At 54.0% G+C, this 21,511-nt stretch carries 19 protein-coding genes; 7 read left to right on the forward strand and 12 right to left on the reverse strand.

The genetic code is table 11. From position 1 onward, the window contains the following. Window positions 1-157 precede the first annotated feature (157 nt). The 8 genes from AB8B75_RS07445 to bhcA form a co-directional block, all read right to left on the reverse strand. Window positions 158-1,273: a GTPase domain-containing protein gene (locus AB8B75_RS07445; protein WP_405361085.1), complete on the reverse strand. Its 1,116-nt coding sequence runs from the start codon at window positions 1,271-1,273 to the stop codon at window positions 158-160. Then, window positions 1,263-2,096, reverse strand: coding sequence for a PP2C family protein-serine/threonine phosphatase (locus AB8B75_RS07450; protein WP_405361086.1), 834 nt, complete (start codon window positions 2,094-2,096; stop codon window positions 1,263-1,265). The genes AB8B75_RS07445 and AB8B75_RS07450 overlap by 11 nt, the downstream gene beginning before the upstream one ends. Then, window positions 2,080-3,276, reverse strand: coding sequence for an FHA domain-containing protein (locus AB8B75_RS07455; RefSeq protein WP_405361087.1), 1,197 nt, complete (start codon window positions 3,274-3,276; stop codon window positions 2,080-2,082). Before AB8B75_RS07455 ends, AB8B75_RS07450 begins: the two co-directional genes overlap by 17 nt. A gap of 88 nt (window positions 3,277-3,364) precedes the next feature. Next, the gene (locus tag AB8B75_RS07460; RefSeq protein ID WP_405361088.1) at window positions 3,365-5,029 is read right to left on the reverse strand and encodes a serine/threonine protein kinase; all 1,665 of its coding nucleotides are present in this window, start codon (window positions 5,027-5,029) and stop codon (window positions 3,365-3,367) included. A gap of 247 nt (window positions 5,030-5,276) precedes the next feature. After that, entirely contained in the window at window positions 5,277-6,254 is a 978-nt protein-coding gene (bhcD, locus tag AB8B75_RS07465) for an iminosuccinate reductase BhcD (protein WP_405361089.1), read from the reverse strand. Between the two features lie 81 nt (window positions 6,255-6,335). Further along, the gene (gene bhcC / locus AB8B75_RS07470; protein WP_405361091.1) at window positions 6,336-7,499 is read right to left on the reverse strand and encodes a 3-hydroxy-D-aspartate aldolase BhcC; all 1,164 of its coding nucleotides are present in this window, start codon (window positions 7,497-7,499) and stop codon (window positions 6,336-6,338) included. 13 nt (window positions 7,500-7,512) lie between these two features. After that, window positions 7,513-8,484: a beta-hydroxyaspartate dehydratase BhcB gene (gene bhcB, locus AB8B75_RS07475; RefSeq protein WP_405361093.1), complete on the reverse strand. Its 972-nt coding sequence runs from the start codon at window positions 8,482-8,484 to the stop codon at window positions 7,513-7,515. A 12-nt stretch (window positions 8,485-8,496) separates the two neighbouring features. Continuing rightward, window positions 8,497-9,687 carry an L-aspartate--glyoxylate aminotransferase BhcA gene (gene bhcA / locus AB8B75_RS07480; RefSeq protein ID WP_405361095.1) on the reverse strand — a complete coding sequence of 397 codons (1,191 nt, stop codon included), beginning with the start codon at window positions 9,685-9,687 and terminating at the stop codon, window positions 8,497-8,499. Window positions 9,688-9,887: 200 nt separating this feature from the next. Between bhcA and AB8B75_RS07485 the strand changes: the two genes are divergently transcribed. The 7 genes from AB8B75_RS07485 to AB8B75_RS07515 all read left to right on the forward strand — a co-directional run bounded on the left by AB8B75_RS07485 (window position 9,888) and on the right by AB8B75_RS07515 (window position 16,775). After that, window positions 9,888-10,766, forward strand: a complete 879-nt coding sequence (locus tag AB8B75_RS07485; RefSeq protein ID WP_405361096.1) for an IclR family transcriptional regulator — start codon at window positions 9,888-9,890, stop codon at window positions 10,764-10,766. Between the two features lie 300 nt (window positions 10,767-11,066). Beyond that, window positions 11,067-12,161: a TRAP transporter substrate-binding protein gene (locus tag AB8B75_RS07490; protein WP_405361097.1), complete on the forward strand. Its 1,095-nt coding sequence runs from the start codon at window positions 11,067-11,069 to the stop codon at window positions 12,159-12,161. Between the two features lie 114 nt (window positions 12,162-12,275). Then, window positions 12,276-12,866 (forward strand): TRAP transporter small permease subunit, encoded by a 591-nt coding sequence (locus tag AB8B75_RS07495; protein WP_405361098.1) that lies wholly within the window; start codon window positions 12,276-12,278, stop codon window positions 12,864-12,866. A 30-nt stretch (window positions 12,867-12,896) separates the two neighbouring features. Continuing rightward, complete coding sequence (locus tag AB8B75_RS07500) at window positions 12,897-14,264, forward strand: TRAP transporter large permease subunit (protein WP_405361100.1); 1,368 nt, start codon at window positions 12,897-12,899, stop codon at window positions 14,262-14,264. Further along, a complete protein-coding gene (locus AB8B75_RS07505) occupies window positions 14,261-15,601 on the forward strand; it encodes an amidase (RefSeq protein ID WP_405361102.1) in 1,341 nt (446 codons plus the stop codon). Before AB8B75_RS07500 ends, AB8B75_RS07505 begins: the two co-directional genes overlap by 4 nt. Window positions 15,602-15,617: 16 nt before the next feature. Continuing rightward, window positions 15,618-15,812: a hypothetical protein gene (locus tag AB8B75_RS07510; protein ID WP_405361104.1), complete on the forward strand. Its 195-nt coding sequence runs from the start codon at window positions 15,618-15,620 to the stop codon at window positions 15,810-15,812. Window positions 15,813-15,815: 3 nt separating this feature from the next. Then, window positions 15,816-16,775 carry a 2-hydroxyacid dehydrogenase gene (locus AB8B75_RS07515; RefSeq protein ID WP_405361105.1) on the forward strand — a complete coding sequence of 320 codons (960 nt, stop codon included), beginning with the start codon at window positions 15,816-15,818 and terminating at the stop codon, window positions 16,773-16,775. Window positions 16,776-16,778: 3 nt separating this feature from the next. On the opposite strand, the gene AB8B75_RS07520 is transcribed toward AB8B75_RS07515, so the two are convergent. The 4 genes from AB8B75_RS07520 to dctP form a co-directional block, all read right to left on the reverse strand. Next, the gene (locus tag AB8B75_RS07520) at window positions 16,779-18,293 is read right to left on the reverse strand and encodes a malonate--CoA ligase (protein WP_405361107.1); all 1,515 of its coding nucleotides are present in this window, start codon (window positions 18,291-18,293) and stop codon (window positions 16,779-16,781) included. Window positions 18,294-18,507: 214 nt separating this feature from the next. After that, window positions 18,508-19,824 (reverse strand): TRAP transporter large permease, encoded by a 1,317-nt coding sequence (locus AB8B75_RS07525; RefSeq protein ID WP_405361109.1) that lies wholly within the window; start codon window positions 19,822-19,824, stop codon window positions 18,508-18,510. Then, window positions 19,824-20,372 (reverse strand): TRAP transporter small permease, encoded by a 549-nt coding sequence (locus AB8B75_RS07530; RefSeq protein ID WP_405361111.1) that lies wholly within the window; start codon window positions 20,370-20,372, stop codon window positions 19,824-19,826. The genes AB8B75_RS07525 and AB8B75_RS07530 overlap by 1 nt, the downstream gene beginning before the upstream one ends. Window positions 20,373-20,436: 64 nt before the next feature. Beyond that, complete coding sequence (dctP, locus tag AB8B75_RS07535) at window positions 20,437-21,423, reverse strand: TRAP transporter substrate-binding protein DctP (protein WP_405361113.1); 987 nt, start codon at window positions 21,421-21,423, stop codon at window positions 20,437-20,439. Window positions 21,424-21,511 lie beyond the last annotated feature (88 nt).

The raw sequence follows: 21,511 nt of genomic DNA on the forward strand, positions 1-21,511 counted from the left end.
TGCACAGATCAAGTGCATAAGATTTTAAGGTCAGATTTTGGGAAACCAACGTCATGAATTCCTTCCGTTGTTTGGAAATGCGCATGCCTAGAATGCCGGTTAATTGTGCTTTGATTGTGGCCAGGCGCTGATGCCACCAAGAATAGTCACTAGAGTTTTAACCAAGAACCCGGCATTCCAAGTCTTGCTTCAGCTGTAAGATCACGGCAGCAGCATCTGCGGCAGACTTCAAATTGCCTTCAAGGCCCATTAAGACAACCTTATCACTGGCCTCCGACAGATCATCCCGCCAAGCATCAAATGACGGTTCATTTGCTAGTGCCTCGTCAGCTACGGCCACGAGACCCTCCGCGATTGCACCACAACACGCAAGGACAGCCTCGGCGTCGTGAACTAGTACTCCATCAGACAAAGCTGTTGCCTCTGGCAACCGGGACTTGAGTAATTCCAAAGCTTGTTCGTAAGCGGGAGCCGACGCGCTCTGTTTTGGGTTTTGTGCTTTGGAACCATCGTTAGAGGACGACGGCTGAGCGCGATGGCGTTCCAGAAACAAAAGCGTGCTGTCCAGATCGGCGCGCTGACCAGATGCAGCAATGTTGGACAGTGCTTGCGCAAGAGCTTTGACACCACTTTTTGCCAGTTCGGTCTCATGGATCACGCCTTTTGTTTTCAAAACCTCACATGTTTGGAAAGTCGACGTCGGGAAAAAGCTGTGAAATTCTTCTGCAGCAATGGCTTGCAACGCGTTGATGTGGAGTGATAAATCGCCGGTTTCACCATGCTGATCCGCCTTGGTCAGCACCAGAAGACTGTGATCCTTGAGGTGCTCAGAGGCTTCCTGCCAAATGGCCAACTCAACGGCCGAAAACTCTTGGGTGCACCATACCACGACATCCGCCTGATCCATGGCCTCGCGAAGATTTGCTTCCCAATCTGCGCTGTTTCCGCCGTTCACATCCGTCAGAGTAATGGTTTCGAGCAGAGGATGAGCAATAGCTGTGTGGCGGCATGTATCCGTTTCGGCGCAGGCAGCCGCGTGCTTGTAGCTGCGATGCAGCTCGTTTCCTTCGTTCGGTAAAAACTGATTCAAGAGGACACTACACAACTGTGACTTTCCAACGCCCCGTGGGCCCAAAACAATCACGCGTACGCCAGTTTGCAGTCTCTTCAAAAGCCGATTGGCCTGCTGCTTGGCAGCTGCGGTCAATGAACAGGTTGCGATGACCTGCTGCAAGTCCGTCATCACACTTTCGCGGGTAGAATTATCCAACACGGCGGATATTCTCGGCGTTGGCGCTGGCATTGCTGCATTTTGCCTCTCGCAGTTTCACGACTGAAAATGAAACGTTGTCCAGATCCGGATCATTCAGACCATGTATTCGCTCCAGCAAATGATCTGCGATTTCGGCACTTGGAGCGTCTCGTCTACTCGTCAACACCCGCGCAATTTCACTCTCTTCTAAGAACTGAAGACCATCGCTGGCGATGATCAGAGTATCACCTGGACGCAACTCCATAGGATCTCTTGGACTGTCAATCTTTGGTATGTCTTCGCCAAAAAGAACGGAGGTGAGCGTGTTGCGATCCGGATGCTTCAAAGCTTCGCACTCATCTAGCAACCCTGACTTGACCATGAAATCGATTTGCGGCGCCATCGAGTGATCTTCGTTGAGTTGAGACAAGCGACCATTGCGAAAAAGATACAAAGGCGAGTCCCCAATCGAAATCCAATGGAGTTCTGTGCCAATGATCACCATTGCCACCAAAGTGGCCCCCATTCCCTTAGTTTCAGGGTGGATACTTACATAATCGCGCAGGCAGGCGTTTGCAACCATGGCGGCGTCATATAGATTTGCGCTCACCGTTGTTTTGAAAGCCTCGACATTGCCGCGCTGAAACATCAACTCGCTGAAAACCTCAGTGACGACAATTTTGCTGGCCACATCCCCTGCCGCGTGTCCCCCCATACCATCAGCAAGCACCGCGACACCCACCTCAGAGCCGCGGGAAAAGTCGGCAATCACCGCATCTTCCTGATAGCTCCGCTGGCCCTTGCTCAGCGCCGATGCCGCGTCAAAATCAAACGGCGGGCGCATCGCCGCCCCCTGTCATGTCCCATTGGAAGTCGGTGCCGCACAAGGCCACAAAGCGCAACGTGGTCTCACCAATCCGAAGCAGGTCGGCATGGTGCAACTCCTCCGTGCTCAATACCGGGCGCGCATTGCGCCGAATAATGTTCGATTTTCCGCCATGGCCAATGTAGAATTTGTTTTCCTCATCGTCATAAGCAATGGCCGCGTGGTTACAGCGAGATATGCTGTTGTCACCGAAATCCAGTTTAATGACCTGATCATCGCCGCGACCAATCATCGAAGCACCGCGGAAGATGGTAAATGAATGACCGGCACCAGGACCCTCAACAACAATAAGCCATCCGACGGGAAATTTTCCGTTTTGCGGTTTTGCCGTTGCGTTCTGCGCATTGCCAATTGGGTCAATGGTGCTTGGCTCAGACGGATTGAACCCAAGCATGCGGGTTTTGACACGTCCGGCACGACGGCCGGCTCGACCCGCGACAGGGTCCGGTACACTGGACAATACACTCGGCTCAGACAAGTCCACTGGCGCGGAGGCCTCTGCACGGGCTTCGTTCTTCCCGCCGCCATTCAGTTCCTGAAGTTGTTTTTGGGCAAAGGCAACGAGTGCGGGATTGCTGTCCTGCACAGGTGCCTCCTCTCTTGAAGTTGGCTCTACAGCTGAGTCTTTGGAAACTGTTTCGTCTGCGAAGATGTTTCGGATTTCTGCTGCGCTTTCCTCTGTTTCGTCAAGATCAGCAGTCGGTTCCAGTTGAACCTCGCCAGCCTTGTTGCGCAAGTTTGGTGCGGGTTCCGGCACATTGGTCTGTGCCAGAACGGCAGCGATGTTCGCAGCGTCATCGTCCTTATCAAGATCCTCTGACAAATTGTCTGACGCGACCAACGAATCATGCTCGGTTGTTTCTGGCTTTTTGATTGGCTGTTCTGCTTTTGAATGCGCCTGCAAATGATCCTTATCCTTTTTAATGAACCCCAGTTGGCCCATCAAATCACTGTTGGCGTCCAATTCATTGCCTGCGGCCAATCGTTCTGCTTCTTCGGCCACGACAAATGGATCCAAAGGCAACACTCGATGATCCGAGGTTTCCATAAAAGCCGCGCGCAATGCCTCGTCGTCCAGCCCGTTGTCGCTCGTGGCTGGTGTTGATTGATTTTGAAAAACCTTCCGGAAGAGTGTCATATCGTGCCTTTCCAATATCGCCTGCTGTGTAGTGGCCCAAAGAACCCGGGGCCCTTGTGAGATCGATGGCTTCGAAAAATCACGAAGCTCAGCCTCCCGTGGTGTAAATTTTGTTGGTCGTCCAATATCCGTAATTTTCGCCCATAGAGATCAGTTGCTCCACAGTGACCCCGCGAACGTTTTCGAACTCCAATGCAGCCTGACCCAACATGAAGTAGGCAACCAGAATGACGGGCAGTGTTGCCACCCGGCGCCAGTTGGTGTGTCGCTTTTCTGAACGCTCCGAGGCCATAAGCAGGTCGAAGTCCCGCTGTGAAATCACATCCGGCAAGGTTTTTCGTTTACTGTTCGTCCTCTGATCAGATCCGGCAACTGGTGTCGGTCTTGGTGTCGATATCTCTTCTTTGAATATGCGACTCTTCGTGGTTACAACTGCCGCCGGTGTCACGACGACTCTGGATGTGGTGTCAGAGGTCGAACCGCACACCGAGCGCGGGCAGGAGACGTCGAGGGACTCTGCGTCACTTGTTTGAGCTCTTTTTGAGTTCATATCTGAAGAGTCCATTAATGTTTCGGACAGCGCGGGCTGCGCGTCGCAACTTGCTGCGTCATCTTTATAGAGATCGCTCAAAAACGCCGCGTCATATTTGGGATCGACAGGTTTTTCATCGGTTTGCAGCGTTGGTTCTTCAACCTCAATCGGCATTAATGCAGGCGCATTCTTTCCCGATTGCGCATGGTCAACCTCATCCTGCATCGACTGCAACAGATTGCTGATTTTCAAGTCGATCGTCTGATCATCAAGCACCTGCTCGCGTGCCCTTTCCGTCCGTTTGCCGGGATCAATCATCAGGATCCACTCGTCGGCGGACTGGATGCGATCCGCAGGCACGATGTTCATTGCTTTGTCGATAGCGGCCAGAAAATCATCATCATATTCCGGAAATCGTCCGCGTAGCGGTCTGAACAAGTCGGGTTCATTAGACGCAAGCGCGGCAAGGCGCGCCTGGCTGTTGGGCGGCGCTTCACCAGAAATCAGGTGGGTCAGAGATGCCGCCAAAGCATAGAGATCGCTGCAAGGATATTGCTGGCTGCCCGCAACGTAGAATTCCTGTGGAGAGTAGCCGTCTTTGACGACCAATACGGCAGACAAGACCCGACTTTTCCGACTGGCCTCTTCGCGGGCCGCGCCGAAATCGATCAAGACCGGTCGTCCCGAGGTGGCGACCAAAATATTGTCAGGCGAGATATCGCGATGCAGCAAATCTTGACCATGAACATGCGCGATCGCATCCAGCAATGACAGCGTAAAACTACTAATCTGCGCCGGTGTCATCTCAGGCGATCCGCTTTCGATCACTTCCAGCAGGTCTTTGCCATCAATAAGGTCCAGCGCCATATACGCGGTTTCATTATATTCAAAAACCTGGTGCACGCCGACAACGCTCGGGTGGTTCAAGCGGGAAAGAGCGTGGGCTTCGCGGATGAACAAGGCAACTGTGGAGCGAAAGTCGTTGAGGTAGTTGCGCGTTCTTGCGCGAACCGTTTTGTTGACACGGCTGCAGAAAGCCTCGGGAAAGCACTCCTTGATGACCACCATTCTGTTAAGACTGTCCTTGGCCAGATAAGTAATCCCAAAGCCGCCGCTACTCAGGTAACGCACAATCTCATATTGACCGCTCAGCAGTTTGCTGCCCGGAGCGAGCGCCTCGCTATTGGTTTCATCAGAGAATGTTGCGTCTTGAATGTTCATCGCACTTTCGTTTTTCCGCTTTTCGCCAGCCGCTTTTCCTGTCTGAAACGACAGTTGTCGGCGCAGGACCATACAATGGAGAAAGTCGAAAAGCTGTGTCCAAAACATGGCCAGCCCGCGGAAGACCCGTGCAAAAAAGCAAGAAGTTTACAGAATTTTAAGGGCGGGTCCCACAGTTCTGAGCACAAAAAAGCCCACCTGCAAAAGCTGCAGGCGGGCGTTTGGCTTGACGCGATGGCAGCTAGGTTTAAAGCGCAACCCGAGTGGCTTTACCCTGTTTCACAGCCTGATCCGCAGCGACTGCAGCGACTGCCAGATCCTGCAAACCGACGCCTGTGCCGTCAAAAAGCGTGATTTCCTCCGCAGTACTGCGCCCTGGATGATCTCCGTTGATGACTGCGCCGATAGGGGTAATTTTTTCTTCGGAAATCAGCCTGGACGCAACCGCATGCTGCGCCTCTCCGATTGTGACGGATTGCGCGATCTCATCAGCAAAAACGGCTGCATCAACGAGAATAGCGGGGTCGATCTCTTGTTTTCCCTTGGTATCGGTACCCATGCAGGCGATATGGGTGCCCGGTTTGATCCAGCCCTTCATGATCAAGGGTTCAAAAGCAGAAGTGATCGTGATGATCACGTCCGCCTGCGCACCCAACTCTTCCTGCGTGACGGCCTCGAAATCCAAGCCAATCTCTTTTGCTACCTCGCCGAGTTTTGGCAGCATTTCCGGATGGGGGTTCCAGGCGACCACTTTCTCGAAGTCTCGCTGTTGCGCCGCAGCGCGCAGTTGGAAAGTGGATTGATGCCCCGCACCGACCATACCTAGCACCTTGGAATCCTTGCGCGACAAATGGGCGATAGAGACCGATGAGGATGCAGCCGTGCGAACTGCGGTCAGGTAGTTGCCACCAACCAGCGCCTGCAACATGCCCGTGTCGGGATCGAACAAAAAAATCGTGGACTGGTGGTTGGTCAACCCCTTGTCCATGTTGCCCGGCCAATATCCACCCGATTTAACCCCTAGCGTTTTGCCAGCTTTGTCAAATCCGGATTTGAAACCATATAGGGCGTCCGCGTAGCCGATGGCTTCGCGAATAACCGGGAAATTGTAGGCATCCCCTTTCGCCATGGCAGCAAAAACCGCCTCGACCGCATCAAAAGCGTCTTCGCTATTCACTACTTCTGCGCAGACATCTTCGCCCACAATCAACAATCCTTCGGACATTTAGGATTTCCCGTTTTTTAGTTCCAAAAACAAACGCGCCCAGAACCCCGGGCGCGCGCGTGAATTCATGGCTTCGTCGGCTCAATAGGCTTTGCCACGTGCCGATACGGGCCAAAGCGTTTCAACCTTTCCGCCGCGGACGCCAACGTACCAATCATGCACATTGCAGGTGGGATCACAGTGGCCCGGTACGAGTTTTAACTTGTCGTTGACCTTCAACGCGCCTTCCGGGTCGGACACCACACCGTGTTCGTCGGAACACTTGACGTACGCCACATCTGTGCGGCCAAAAATGACCGGTAAACCGGAATCAACGGATTGCGCTTTCAGGCCTGCGTCCACGATCGCCTTGTCGGCCTTTGCGTGGCTCATCACAGATGTCAGAATGAACAGGGCGTTTTCCCATTCCCCCTCATCAATGCGATTGCCATTTTCGTCCAGGATACGGCCATAGTCCGCGTCCATGAACGCATAGGATCCGCATTGCAGCTCATTGAAAACGCCTGAGTTGCCTTCGAAATAGTACGACCCGGTGCCGCCACCCCCGACGATGTCGCACTCAAGACCAACAGATTTCAGAGCATCCACCGCATCTTTTACCTGTGCAACGGCAATTTCGATCTTGGCTTTTCGGTCCGCATAGCTATCCAAGTGTTGCATCGCGCCTTGATAGGCCTGCAAACCTGCGAATTTCAAACCAGGAGCGGCATCGATTGCCTTCGCAATCTCCACTACCGCTGGAGTTGTCGTGACGCCACATCGGCCCGCGCCGCAATCGATCTCTACCAGACACTCGATTTGCGTCCCATGGAGCGTCGCTGCGTCGGACAGGTCAGTGACATTTTCGACATCATCCACGCAACAGATTGTGCGCGCTCCCAGTTTGGGCATACGAGCCAAACGGTCAATTTTTTCAGGCTGGCGTACTTGATTGGAGACCAGAACGTCTCGAATGCCTCCCCGCGCGAAGACCTCCGCCTCGGACACTTTCTGACAGCATACGCCGCAGCTGCCGCCCAGTTTTTCCTGCAGTAGGGCAACATCGACGGATTTATGCATCTTACCATGAACACGATGACGCATGCCGTGCGCCTTTGCCCAATCGCCCATCTTCTTGATGTTGCGTTCCAAGGCGTCCAGATCCAGCACCAGGCTGGGAGTCTGGATTTGCGCCTCGTCCATGCCAATGGCCGCCGGGATGTCGAAACCCACTTCAAAGTCGTCAAAGTTCACTTGTTTGTTCATTTTGCGTCCTCCCTTAGCCCGCAATCCAGGGCAATTTGTTCATGTCTACGTTGCCGCCGGTGATAATCACGCCCACACGCTTACCCCGGAATACCTCCGGGTTACGCAGAATCGTCGCCATCGGCACAGCACAGCTTGGTTCAATTACGATCTTCATCCGTTCCCAGGTCAATTTCATGGCATCGATGATTTCCTTTTCGGATGCTGTCAGCACATCGGTCACGAAGTTTGAAACGAAGTGCCAAGTGTTCTCCTTCAAAGGCACTTTGAGCCCATCGGCAATGGTGACCGGCGCATCATCCGCAATGATGTGACCGGCCCGAAAAGAGCGCGCCGCATCGTCCGCCTGATCCGGCTCAGCCGCATAAATCACTATCTTGGGCGCGAGATTCGACAGAGTCAGGCAAGTCCCGGAAATCATACCCCCTCCACCAATGGGGGCAATGACGGCATCCAGTTCATCCACCTGATCCAGCAGTTCCAACGAGCATGTCGCCTGCCCCGCAATCACCCGCGGGTCGTTGTAAGGATGCACAAACTCCGCACCTGTCTCTGCTTGTACCTCTGCAAAAATGGCTTCGCGGCTTGTTGTCGAGGGCGCGCATTCGGTAATGATTCCGCCATATCCACGCACCGCCGCCTTTTTGGCTTCAGGCGCAGTACTGGGCATGACAACGTGGCACGGGATACCCCGACGTCCAGCCGCGTAGCTTAAAGACAGTGCATGATTGCCCGAAGAATGGGTTGCGACACCCTTTTGCGCCATCTCATCCGACAGACCAAACACGGCATTTGATGCTCCACGCACTTTAAAAGCCCCGGCTTTTTGAAAGTTCTCGCACTTAAAGAACAACTCAGCTCCCGTCAGATCATTGAAAAAGCTGGAAGTCAGTACCGGGGTTTGATGGATATAGGGCTTAATGCGATCGTGTGCCGCGCGTACATGCGCGATGGTCAGATCGAGCCCAGTCAATGTGTCCAGCATGCGGTGATCTCCTTAAGCAGCGGTCAGAATCAGTGAGGCGCGATGCTTGCGCAAGTGGTCCTGTGCTGCGGCAACGCCGCTTCCCAACTCGATGGGATAGTCGAGATCGGCCATGGCCATTTCCATTGTAGCCAAACCGGACAGAACCATCACGTCTGTCAGGCTGCCCAGGTGACCAATGCGAAACGCCTTGCCGTTCATTTCCCCAAGTCCTATGCCAAATGACACGCCGTAGGCATTGAAAGCCTGATCGGTAAGGGCATTGCTGTCGAACCCTTCAGGCACATAGATCGCGCTGACCGTGTCTGAGTACAGCTCCGGGCCTTGCGCAACCAGCTCAAGACCCCAGGCCTGAACAGCGCGCCGCACGCCTTCAGCAAGGCGGAAGTGGCGCGCATATACATTTTGCAAACCCTCCTCAAATAGCATTTTCAAACTTTCGCGCATGCCGTAAATTAGCTGCAAAGGTGGCGTGTAGGGAAAGCTACCCTCCGCATTTGCCCCCAGCATGTCGCGAAAATCGAAAAATGTTCTATGCAGCTTCGCGTTTTGCATTGCGTCCAGGGCCTTCGGGCTGACGCCTAAAATGGCCATGCCAGTGGCTAACATGAACCCCTTTTGCGAGCCAGACACCGCTATATCGACGCCCCAATCATCCATCTTGAATTCCATAGACGCCAATGAACTTACACAATCCACAAATAACATCGCCGGATGGCTGGCCGCGTTCATTGCGTCCCGCACCCTGCCAATATCGGATTTCACTCCGGTCGCCGTTTCGTTGTGTGTCACCAGCACCGCTTTGATTTTGTGATCGGTGTCTGCCGTGAGAGCGGCTTCAAATTTATCGGCCGGCGCGCCTGACCCCCAAGCGCATTCGATAATCTGAACGTCAAGTTCGTGACGTTGGCAGAGATCGATCCAACGGTGGCTGAACATTCCGTAGCGCGCCACCAGCACCTTGTCTCCCGGGCTCAAGGTATTGCATATGGCAGCTTCCCATCCACCTGTGCCGCTTGCAGGAAAAGTGATAATCTGCCCGTCGACAGTTCCAAAAACAGTCTTGGTCTGCTCAAGGACCGGGGTCAGCGTCTCAACAAAATCCGGGGCGCGATGGTCACGCGTCTGGACATTCATAGCCGCCCGCAACCGATCGGGTATGTTGGTCGGCCCGGGAATAAAAAGTGGGTTTTGATCTGACATGCTAACTTCTCCTCGCTCTAACTACAATTAAAGCATCCTGTTCAGATTTCAACTTTCTTGAAAATTATTTTCATTTTCTGATTTAATTCTTTAATATAATGTTTTTATTGTATTTTCCTTTTTTCAATAGTTTTTTATTTTTATAATTGAAAAGATTTCTCATTCATGCAATTAGTGGGCGAAAGCAAAACGGGTTGGTAATGTCCATTGTAAAACGTCAGCGCGGACGTCCAAAGTCACAGTTTCGAGAAAGCTCTGCAGGCACTTTGCAGTCGCTTGATCGCGCGCTTGGCATTCTGACTGCCGTATCGCGCGCTGACCGCGCGAAGCTCACCGACCTATCACTTTCTATCGGCGTGCCTACCGCGACGACCCATCGCATCCTGACGACACTACAAAAACACGGATTCGTCGCGTTCGACGATGAGCATCAGGATTGGGTCATTGGAATTGAAGCCTATAGAACCGGCATCTCATTCATGAACCGCACGGGTCTAAATGCAATAAGTCGTCCGGTTATGCGACAGCTGATGGAGCAGACCGGAGAAACAGCAAATCTTGCTATTCCAGACGGAGCAGAAGTCGTTTTCGTGGAGCAGGTAGAGACGCAGAACCCGATCCGGGCTTTCTTTGCGCGCGGAACGCGCACATCAATGCATGCCTCTGGCACCGGGAAGGCAATCCTTTCAGCGCTCCCGCCCGAACGCGTCCGCAAGCTCCTCTTGGGGGCAGGGTTGACCAGTTTCACAGAGAAAACATTGGTCACGCCAGACGCGCTTTTTGCAGACCTGGAACAGACTGACATCAGAGGCTGGTCTTTCGATCAAGAAGAACGCCATGCTGGCATGTCTTGTATCGGCGCGGTGATTTATGACGAACATGCCGATCCGGTCGCGGGGGTGTCCATTTCCGGACCCAGTTCACGATTTGAGGCCCAACGGGTGCCAACACTTGGCGCAACTGTCGCCAAGGCAGCGCACGAGATTACCAGCCTGATCGGAGGGTGCATGCCTTGTCGCAAAACCACCGATTCAATACAGACAGAGGTGCCGAATTCAACAGGTGCACAAGCCACTTAAACAACGCAGGAGGGTACGTGCCGAAAGCGGGCACAGAAAAACAACAGGAAAACCGGTCACTTCACTTGTGAGTTGAACTAACGATTTGTTTTTCTGACTGATTTTGCTTGCCAGCACACTTTCACACGTTACTTTACGACGTGGAAAATTGGAGATTGGTTGCGCTCAATGGACTAAGGAGGGTCCTGATGGCACGCGCTGGTTATGCGCTCAACCAAATTTTCCGTAGTTTTGAAGGTTGGGTATATTACGTGCCCACATTACAGTCGGGCACTTAACGCCCATTCCTAGGGAGGAAACATGACAGACAATCTTAATCGTAGAAAATTCCTGCGCGGCTCTGCTGTCGCCGGTGCAGCTGCTCTTGCCACACCGGCCATTGCGGATGGCCATGGCGTCACATTGAAAATGCAAGCTGCCTGGGGCGGCGGTATTTTTCTTGAGAATGCACAGTCCTTTGCTGCGCGCGTTAACGAGATGAGCGGTGGCTCCCTGACAATCGAGGTGTTGTCTGTGGATGCGGTTGTCAAAACCAGCCAAATGCAGGATGCGGTGCACCGCGGCGTTCTGGATGCAGCACACTATGTTCCCGCTTATTGGTACGGTAAATCCAAAGCCGCATCGCTCTTTGGTACCGGCCCATGCTTTGGATGGTCGAGCCAGGAAGTCTTGGGCTGGGTCTACGCGGGCGGTGGCCAAGAGCTTTTTGACGAACTGATGGACAATTTGCGCCTCAATGTTGTGTCCTTCTTCAACTCGCCCATGCCAGCACAACCTCTGGGTTGGTTCAACGAGCAGATCACCGATGCATCCCAAATGAGCGGCTTGAAATACCGTACCGTTGGTTTGGCGGCTGACGTCCTTCTTGAAATGGGCATGTCCGTGGTTCAATTGCCCGGTGGTGAAATCCAGCCAGCGATGAAATCAGGTCTGATTGATGCAGCTGAATTCAACAATCCTACGTCCGACCGCGACTTCGGGATGCAGGATGTCTCCAAGCACTATCACCTGGCGTCGTTCCACCAGAGCCAAGAGTTCTTCGAGGTCACCATCAATAAGGACAAGTTCAACGCCCTGTCCGATGATCATAAGGCGATCATCAAGAACGCGTCGATGGCCGAAAACTCGGGCTTCTACTGGGGTAACACCAAGCGCTATTCTGATGACCTGTTGAAACTGCAAGAAACAGACGGTGTGAACGTATACCGCACACCGGACTCGGTGATGGCTGCACAGCTCGAAGCCTGGGACAAGGTTGCCGACCGTATTGCCGGTGACGATCCGTTCTTTGCGAAAGTCATGGAGTCCCAGAAGGCTTATGCCAAGGACGTCATGAACTATCTCAACCTGAACCAGCCTGACTACAAGCTGGCTTATAACCACTACTTCGGTTGAGTTAGGTCTCAGTAAAAGCGAGTACGGGCGCCCACGCGGAGTGCCCGGCCTCTAATGCGCTGACCGGGCATCCCGACACCCGCCCGCTCAACTCTGACAGGGAAACCAAGAACAATGAAATTCGTTCACGCCATCGAAGGATTGAGCCTTTGGGTCGGCAGAGCATTCGGCTGGTGTATTTTGATTCTGACACTCTCTGTGTCTTATGAGGTCTTTGTGCGCTACGTACTCAATGCCCCAACGGTTTGGGCCTTTGACATGATGATCCAGATGTATGGTGCGCTATTTTTGATGTGCGGCGCTTACGCACTGGCACAGGATACGCATGTGCGTGCCGATGTTGTCTATCGCCTCTTCCCCGTCAAAGTGCAGGCCGGTCTCGATTTCCTGCTGTATTTCCTTTTCTTTTTTCCCGGTATCATGGCCTTGGTCTGGTTCGGGTACGAGATCGCCTCGGACAGCTGGCGCTACAAAGAAGTCAGTTTCAACAGCCCGGCGAGTATCCAGATCTATTTCTTCAAATCACTGATTCCGGTTGCGGGAGTATTGTTGATGATCCAGGGCATTGCAGAACTGGTGCGTTGCGTGATGGCGCTGCGAACCGGTGTCTGGCCAGAACGGCTGGCGGATGTGAAAGAAACCGAAGATTTGCTCTCGGAGGCAGATGTCGCAAGCATCCAAGCCATTCATCCCGGCAAAAAATAACCAAGCGCAGCAGGCAGAAAGACACGAAAAATGACAAACCCCGAAGTCGCCCTCTTGATGCTGGGCCTGTTTATCGTGCTGGTTTTGCTCGGTTTTCCGATTGCCTTTACCCTTTTGGCAATGGGCGTGGCCTTTGGCTATTATGCTTACCACCAAGGCCATCCGATCGAGACCTTCAGCGATATCTTCAACAACAATATCTTCTATCTGCTGAACCAGAATACCTACTCGGTGATGGAAAACCCGACCCTTGTCGCCATTCCTCTGTTCCTCTTCATGGGGTATGTGGTCGAGCGCGCCAATATCGTCGATAAACTCTTTTTCTCTCTCTATCAGGCGGCGCGTAACCTGCCGGGTTCTCTGGCGATCGCGGCCTTGTTGACTTGCGCAGTGTTCTCGACGGCGTCCGGGATCGTGGGAGCGGTCGTCACCTTGATGGGGTTGTTGGCTTTCCCGGCCATGGCCAATGCAAACTACAACAAAAGCTTCGCGGCAGGCGTGATTTGCGCGGGCGGGACGCTCGGTATCCTGATACCGCCATCGATCATGCTGATCGTTTACTCGGCTATTGCTGACCTGTCGCCCTTGCGTCTGTACGCGGCGGCAGTGTTTCCGGGACTGCTATTGGCTGGGCTCTACATTGTCTACGTGATCGTGAGGGTTTATTTCAATCCGGCTCTGGCGCCGAAACCTACATCTGATGATGTCCCGCCGCCGCGCGAAATTTACTGGAACCTGCTGGTTAGTTTCGTTCCTCTGACGGTGTTAATCGCGCTTGTTCTCGGATCCATTTTGGGCGGCCTTGCCACCCCTGCCGAAGCTGCTGCAATGGGTGCGCTTGGCGGCATGGTTCTGGCTGTGCTCTACCGTTCCATGACTTGGACCAAACTGAAGGAAAGCGTGTTTCTGACGGCCAAGGCCACCGCCATGGTCTGCTGGCTCTTCGTTGGATCCTGGACCTTCGCTTCGGTGTTTTCCTATCTCGGCGGTCATGACATCATCGCCGACTGGGTAGGAGGGATGGACCTCGAACCATGGGAATTCCTTGTCCTCGCTCAGATCATCATCTTTCTGCTGGGCTGGCCGCTGGAATGGTCAGAGATCCTAATCATCTTTGTGCCGATCTTTCTGCCCCTTCTGGAAGTCTTTGGCGTCAATCCATATTTCTTTGCGATGTTGGTGGCACTTAATCTTCAAACCTCGTTTCTGACGCCACCTATGGCCATGTCAGCCTACTATCTCAAAGGGGTGTTGAAAAAACAGATCGAGTTGATGGAGATTTTCCGAGGAATTATGCCCTATTTGGGCATCGTGATTTTCACGATGGTTTTAATGTACCAATTCCCCGGCATTGCCCTGTGGTTCCCAGACTATCTTTTCGGCACATACGTCCCTTGAAGATCAAGCCACATACACTCACAGCTACGGAGGCGGGGCAATTCATCGCCTCCGGACAGCTTAAATCAGTGCAACTGGTGCAATCCTGCCTCGATCAAATCACGAAAACAGAAGGAGCCATTCACGCCTGGGCGTATCTGGATCCGGAAGCTGCCTTGTCACAAGCGGCCACTTGCGACGCGCTACGACAAAAAGGGCTTGCGACCGGACCCCTGCACGGGATTCCGGTTGCCCTGAAAGACATCATTGACACGCGTGACATGCCAACGGAACGCGGCACGCCCATTTTCAAGGGTCGCCAAAGCGAAGACGACGCCCGGATCGTGGAATACCTGCGCGAAGCGGGCGCGGTGATCATGGGCAAGACCGTGACCACCGAGCTAGCCTTCGTGCACGCCAATGAAACCCGAAACCCGCATAATCCCGAACGCTCCCCGGGAGGCTCTTCCAGCGGGTCGGCTGCTGCGGTTGCCGCAGAGCACGTCCCGCTGGCGATTGGCACACAGACCAATGGCTCGGTGATCCGACCCGCCTCGTTCTGCGGCACCTTCGGGTTCAAACCTACGCGCGGGACATTACCGCGCACCGGTGTTTTGCAGACGTCTCAATCTCTTGACCAGATTGGCAGCTTTGCGCGAAGCTTGGAGGACACGGCGCTCCTGGCGGATGCTATCGCCGGATATGATCAACGCGATCCGGAAAGCTATTCGCATGCGCGCCCGGCCATGGCCAAAGGCTCCAAGCAGGATGCGCCGCTTGATCCCGATTTTGCCTGGTTCAACCTGCCCTTCTACGACCGTCTCTCCGAAGCCACGAGCGAAGGGTTCGAAGGTGTGATGGAGATCATGGGTGACCGTGTGACACGCATGGACCCGGCAAATCAACTGTCTAACCTGGTTGCTGTTCAGGCCCGTATTCATGAATACGAAATCGCACTACATCTGGCGGAGGTCTTCGACGGTCACTGGGATCAAATCAGCGAGACGCTCAAACCCATCATCACCCGTGCGCGAAAAATCAGTGCCGCTGAATATCAAGACGCGCTCGCCGTCAAAGCTTCCGCTGAGGCATTTTTCGACGATTTCTTTATTGAATTCGATGCCATCATCGCACCCGCGGCCGCTGGCGAAGCACCTGAGTTTGGAAATGGGACAGGCGATCCGATTTTTTGTACACTTTGGACACTGGCCGGCCTGCCTTGCGTCACCCTGCCCCTTTTGGTTGGAGAAACCGGCTTGCCGATTGGCGTTCAATTGATCGGGCCTGCAAAAAAAGACGACCGCTTGCTGCGCACCGCGCGTTGGCTGCAAAACCACATCGCGGCCGCCGCCGCCTGAGAAAGAGGACATCACGATGTCATACACAGTCAAATTGATTATGGGCCTGATAGGCACCGCTCTCTTGGTGACGTTCATAGGCGGGCTGTCCAAGAGCATATCATCCGGGTTTGCCGGGTTTTGGGGTGGATTTCCCTTCATGGTCATCGCGATCATCGTCTGCGGCATGGCGATCTATGACTACTGGGATGAATGTGTCCGAAAGAAGTAAACCATGACGAAACCCCGCCTCTGGATTACCCGCCGCCTATCAGATGCCACCCTTGAGCGCGCGGCGCGCGACTATGATGTCGTGATCAACCACGAAGACACACCTGGCAGCGCGGATGAATTGGTGACCGCCAGCGCCGAATTTGACGCGATCATCCCCTGCCACTCCGAACACTTCACCGCGGAAGTGGCTGCCAAATTAGATCCGCGACTGAGGATCATCGCCAATCATTCCGTCGGTGTGGATCATTGCGACTTGCCGTCGCTGAAAGAGCGCGGGATTGTGGTTACCAACACACCCGATGTATTATCCGATGCTACAGCGGAATTGGCCATGCTGTTGATGCTGGGCGCAGCACGGCACGCGGTTGCAGGGGACCGTATTGTGCGCAGTGGGCAATGGGATTTCTGGTCGCCTTCATTCATGGTTGGCAAACAGGTCACCGGTGCACGACTTGGTATTGTCGGTATGGGGCGTGTAGGTCAGGCTTTTGCGACCAAGGCGCGCGGCTTTGACATGGAAATCCACTATTTCAACCGGTCTGAACTGCCCGAGGTACAGGCGAAAGGTGCCATTTATCACAGCACGGTCGAAAGCCTGTTGGAAGTCGCTGATTTCCTGTCTCTCCACTGCCCCGCCACGCCAGTAACAACCAATTTAATGAACGCAGAACGCTTAGCCTTGCTGCCAAAGGGGGCCGTGATGGTAAACTCGGCACGCGGCGCATTGGTGGACGAAAGCGCCCTGCTCCACGCTTTGAAACAAGGCGATCTTGCTGCTGCTGGACTGGATTGTTTTCAGATCGAGCCTGGCGGTAATCCAGAGTTTGCGGCGCATGACAACATATTCATGCTGCCCCATATCGGATCTGCCACCACCCGCACGCGCGATGCCATGGGGTTCCGCGCGCTGGACAACCTCGATGCGTTCTTTGCTGGCGAAACGCCAAAAGATCAATTGTGATCGTCAATCGGTGAAAAGCGTCCGGTAATCGGCACGCAAGACATTCTTTTGCACCTTGCCCATCGTGTTTCGTGGCAATTCCGGTAGAACCACCAGCTTGCGAGGGTGTTTGAACCGAGCCAGATGGTCACGCGCTGCCGTCTCAATCGTGTTCAAATCCACGTGCTGATCTTTTTCGATAACCAGAAACCCCACAACCGTTTCACCGAAATCCGGGTGGGGCACACCTACTACAGCGCTCTCCAGAACCCCGGGTTGATCATCCAGAAAGGTTTCAATTTCTTTGGGGTAAATGTTGTAGCCGCCCGAGATGATCAGGTCTTTGATGCGGCCCACAATCTGGACATAGCCTTGTTCATCGATCAAGCCCAAATCACCGGTGATGAAAAAACCGTCTTCTCGCAGTTCGTCGCGCGTTTTTTCGGGCATTTGCCAATACCCCTTGAAAACATTGGGACCACGGACTTCGATTTGACCAATCTCTCCGTCTGGCAGGGTCTCCCCTGTCTCGGCGTCTGTGATTTTCAGTTCTACATCGGGTAGCGGGAACCCGACCGTACCAGGCTTGCGCTCACCTTCATATGGGTTGGACGTGCTCATATTTGTCTCGGTCATGCCGTAGCGTTCCAGAATACGGTGACCCGTGCGGGCCTCGAACTGTGCATGCGTTTCTGCCAGCAAAGGCGCGCTTCCAGAGATAAACAGACGCACATGAGAAACCAGCGCGCTATCAAAGCGCGGGTCGTGCAATAGCCTGGTATAGAAAGTCGGCACACCCATCATTGTCGTCGCTTTGGGCAAGTGCTCAATTGTCTGATCGACGTCAAATTTCGGCATGAAAATCATCGGACAACCAGCTAGAAGCGACACATTTGTCGCCACAAATAGCCCATGTGTGTGGAAAATGGGAAGCGCATGAAAAAGCACATCCTCTTTTGAAAATTGCCAGATCTCCACAAGAGTCTGCGCATTGGACAGCAGGTTCGTCTGTGTCAGCATTGCTCCCTTGGAACGACCGGTCGTGCCAGAGGTATAGAGAAAAGCGGCAAGGTCATCCGCCGCACGCGCAACGGTTTCGAATTGATCTGACACCGCATCGGCACGGTCCTGCAAGCTTCCCGACCCAGAGGCACTCAGCGTTTCCAATGCGGCGCCTGCAGACCTGGCAATGGTCGCGCACGCTGCCTCTGTGCTCGGATCGCAAATGAGCAGGCGCGCGCCACTGTCTTCCACGAAATAGCCAAGTTCGGGTGCAGTATAGCCGGTGTTCAACGGCAAAAATATCAATCCGCTTTGGACCGCCGCTGCGTAGACAGCCAGCGAATGTGGTGATTTTTCCGCCTGTATTGCCAGTCGGTCACCCGGTTTCAATCCGATGTCGGAGAATACGTTGGCGTAACGGGCCACCAATTTCAAAAAACTGCCGTGCCCGAGAACCGACCCATCAGGCAAGTGCAAAAAAACGGTATCCTTGCCGCAGTGGCATTCAAAAAGCGTGTCGAAAAGCGGATTGATCATAGAGTTGCCTTCAGTGCGTTTTTTCGACCAGCTTGCGTTTAGAGACTGCGTTGATTTTGATGTCACCAAACATTTGCCACACTTCTTGTGAGCTTACCAAGGGCATGTTGCTGATGCTCAGAACATGCGTCGAAAGGTGCCACAGTCTCATCCGGCTTCACCGCGTCAAGACGCGTAAATGCAGGCCCTGCCAATTGTCTCACCGCCTGAATGCTCAAAACGCAGGTCCCATTACGGCGTCAGGTAGCCAGGTTGCCAAGCCTGGAAAGAGGCACAGCAAAATGATCGCAATCACCATGCAGGCAACAAAGGGCAAAGATCCCATCAGAATTGTTTTGAGCGAGATATCCGGTGCGATGCCATTGATCACGTAGAGGTTCAAACCCACCGGCGGGCTTATCAGGCCGATCTCCATGTTGATGGTCAACACGACCGCAAACCAGATCGGATCGAAACCCGCCGTGGTGATGATCGGCAACAGGATCGGGGCTGCCATCAGGATCACGGCGACGGGTGGCAGGAAGAAGCCTGCGATCAGCAGAAAGACGTTGACTGTGCCCATGAGAACCCAACGGTTCACGTCAAGCGTTCCAATCCACTCCGCGATGGATTGGGTTATGAAAAGGCTCGACAACATGTAGGAGAAAACTCCGGCAGCGGCGATGATGAAGAGGATCATCACGCTTTCCTTGGTACTGTCTCGCAGCACAGCCCATAGCGCTGCGGGATGCCACAGCCTGTAGATGATCATCGCGATGAGCAGGCACAACAGGGCACCCACCGCAGCAGTCTCCGATGGCGTGGCGATCCCGCCGTACATTGCATAAAGCACACCGATGATGATGCCGATGAATGGCAAGACACGTGGCAGGATTTCAAACTTTTCGCGCCAGGAATAGCTGCGCGCGCTCAAAAGCCCTGCATCGCCCGACTTCCATGTGGAATAGAGCGACCAAGCCATGAAGAGCGTCACTAACAGCAAACCGGGAATGACGCCTGCGAGAAACAACCGACCGATCGAGGTTTCTGTGGCGATGCCGTAGACGATCATTGTGACGGAAGGTGGGATCAGAATGCCCAAAGTCCCACCCGCCGCAATAGAGCCCGCGGCGACTCCGTCCGGATACCCACGCTTGCGCATTTCGGGAATACCCATTTTGCCAATTGCGGCGCATGTGGCCGGGCTGGAGCCGGACATCGCAGCAAAGAGCGCGCAAGCGCCCAGATTGGAGATGACCAGACCGCCAGGTACCCGTGTCAGCCATCTTTCCAAGGCTTCGTAGAGGTCGGCACCCGCCCTTGTCGAGGCAATCGACGAGCCCATGATGATGAACATCGGGATCGAGAGCAGCGCGAAGTTGTCGAGCTTGCCAAAGAGGATTTCGGGCATCAACTCAAGACTGCGCATGCCGTCAAAGATGATCAGGAAGCCAGCAGAGACGATCAAAAGGCCAATGGCCACCGACACGCCCGAAAACAGCACAATGATCGTGGCGACAGCCACCAAGGCGCCTAAGGACAATGGATCCATCAGTTGTTCTCCAGACCGAACGGCGTCTCAGCCCCGGTCAAAACGCCCACAAGGTCCGCAATGAGCTGGAGCATCAACAGTCCGAAACCGACGGGCAGCGCCAGGTAAGGAATCCACAACCGGACGCCCCAAACCGTGTCGGATTTCCATCCGCGCTCCCAAGCGAAATGCCAATAGTCAAACCCGTACCACAACATAACCGCAATTATCGCGATGGACAGCGACAGGGTGAGCACCGCCATCGCCCGCCGCGCCTTTGCGGGCATAGCAAGGGGGATCAGATCCACATTGACGTGCCCTCGCAAGCGCTGCACATAGGCGAGCCCCACCAGAGTGGCGCCGATGACCAGATAGACCACCATTTCTGTTTGCCAGACAGTTGAGCCATTCAGCACGAACCGCACGAATATCATCTGGCATGTGATCGCCACTGCAGTCACGATCATCGCGGCCGAGCACCAACCGGCAACCGTCGACAATGCCGCCACGGCGCGTAGAAACGGATGATCTCCGACTTGTGTATTGGCGGCGGATTTTTGACCGGCCATGAAGGTATCCTACGCGCAAATAGCTTGGACAAAACGGGCGGTGACAGTCACCGCCCGTGTCAGGTCATTCGACGGCCAAAGCCATGTCCAGCAACGCTTGCCCGTCAGGAACCTCATCGACAAAGGCCTTGAAGGATGTCTCCGTCGCAATTGCCTGCCACGCAGCGAAGTCCTCCGCCGTCATTTCCGCAATTTCGACCCCCGCGTCCTTGAAGACTTTGACAGAAGCGGCGTCCTGCTTTTTGGCCTCATCCAGATAAAAGGCTTCGGCTTTTGCAGAAGCTTCGCGTAACGCAGATTGTTGCGCTTCGGACAAACCTTCGAAAGTCGACTTATTCATCAATACCGGCTGGTACATGAACCAGAGCGCCACGTCGGATGCAGGGGTATAGCAAGCCACCTGCTCGTAGATGCGATAAGACACAAAAGACGAAGATGACGTGTTAGCCGCGGTCAAAACGCCTGTCTGCATGGCGTTGTAGATCTCCGAAGACGCCATCGACGCAATGGAAGCGCCTGCTCCGGCAAGCATCTGCTCGAATGCTTTCCCGGCAGCGCGGGTCTGCTGACCCACCACATCTTCGGGTTTCGTGATGCATTTGTCTTTGCCGACGAAACCGCCTGCCAAATACCCGTGTACCAGCACGATCACATCATCATCGGCCATTTTCGCTTCCAACGCATCCATGAACGGGCTGTCGCTCAATCGCGCCGCATGGTCGTGATTTTTGACCAGACCGGGCATCAGAGTGAGGTTGTAGGCAGGCTGTTGTCCTCCAGCGTAGCTGAGCGGCAAGACTGTCATGTCCAACTGACCACGGCTTAAGGGTTTGTATTGCTCGCGCGGTTTAAAGAGGGATTTTGACCCGAAGATCTTGATTTCAAGATCCACGTCAGCCGCTGCAACTTCGTCAGCGATAATCTGCGCCACCTGGTGGCGCACGTCCTTGTTAGACCATTGATGCGAAAGACGCAGCTCTGTTGACTGAGCTGAGCCAGCGACGGTCGCAAAGGCTGCTACGAATGCAGCAGAAAGCAGTTTGAATTTCATGATATCCTCCCAGATCGCTGGTTTTTTGTGACCAGCTCGATTACGAGCATTCAGTGCCTCACATTCAGAGTCAACGGTTTTGTATGTA

Origin of the sequence: Roseobacter sp., assembly GCF_045106495.1 — a bacterium.
Lineage (GTDB): Bacteria > Pseudomonadota > Alphaproteobacteria > Rhodobacterales > Rhodobacteraceae > Roseobacter.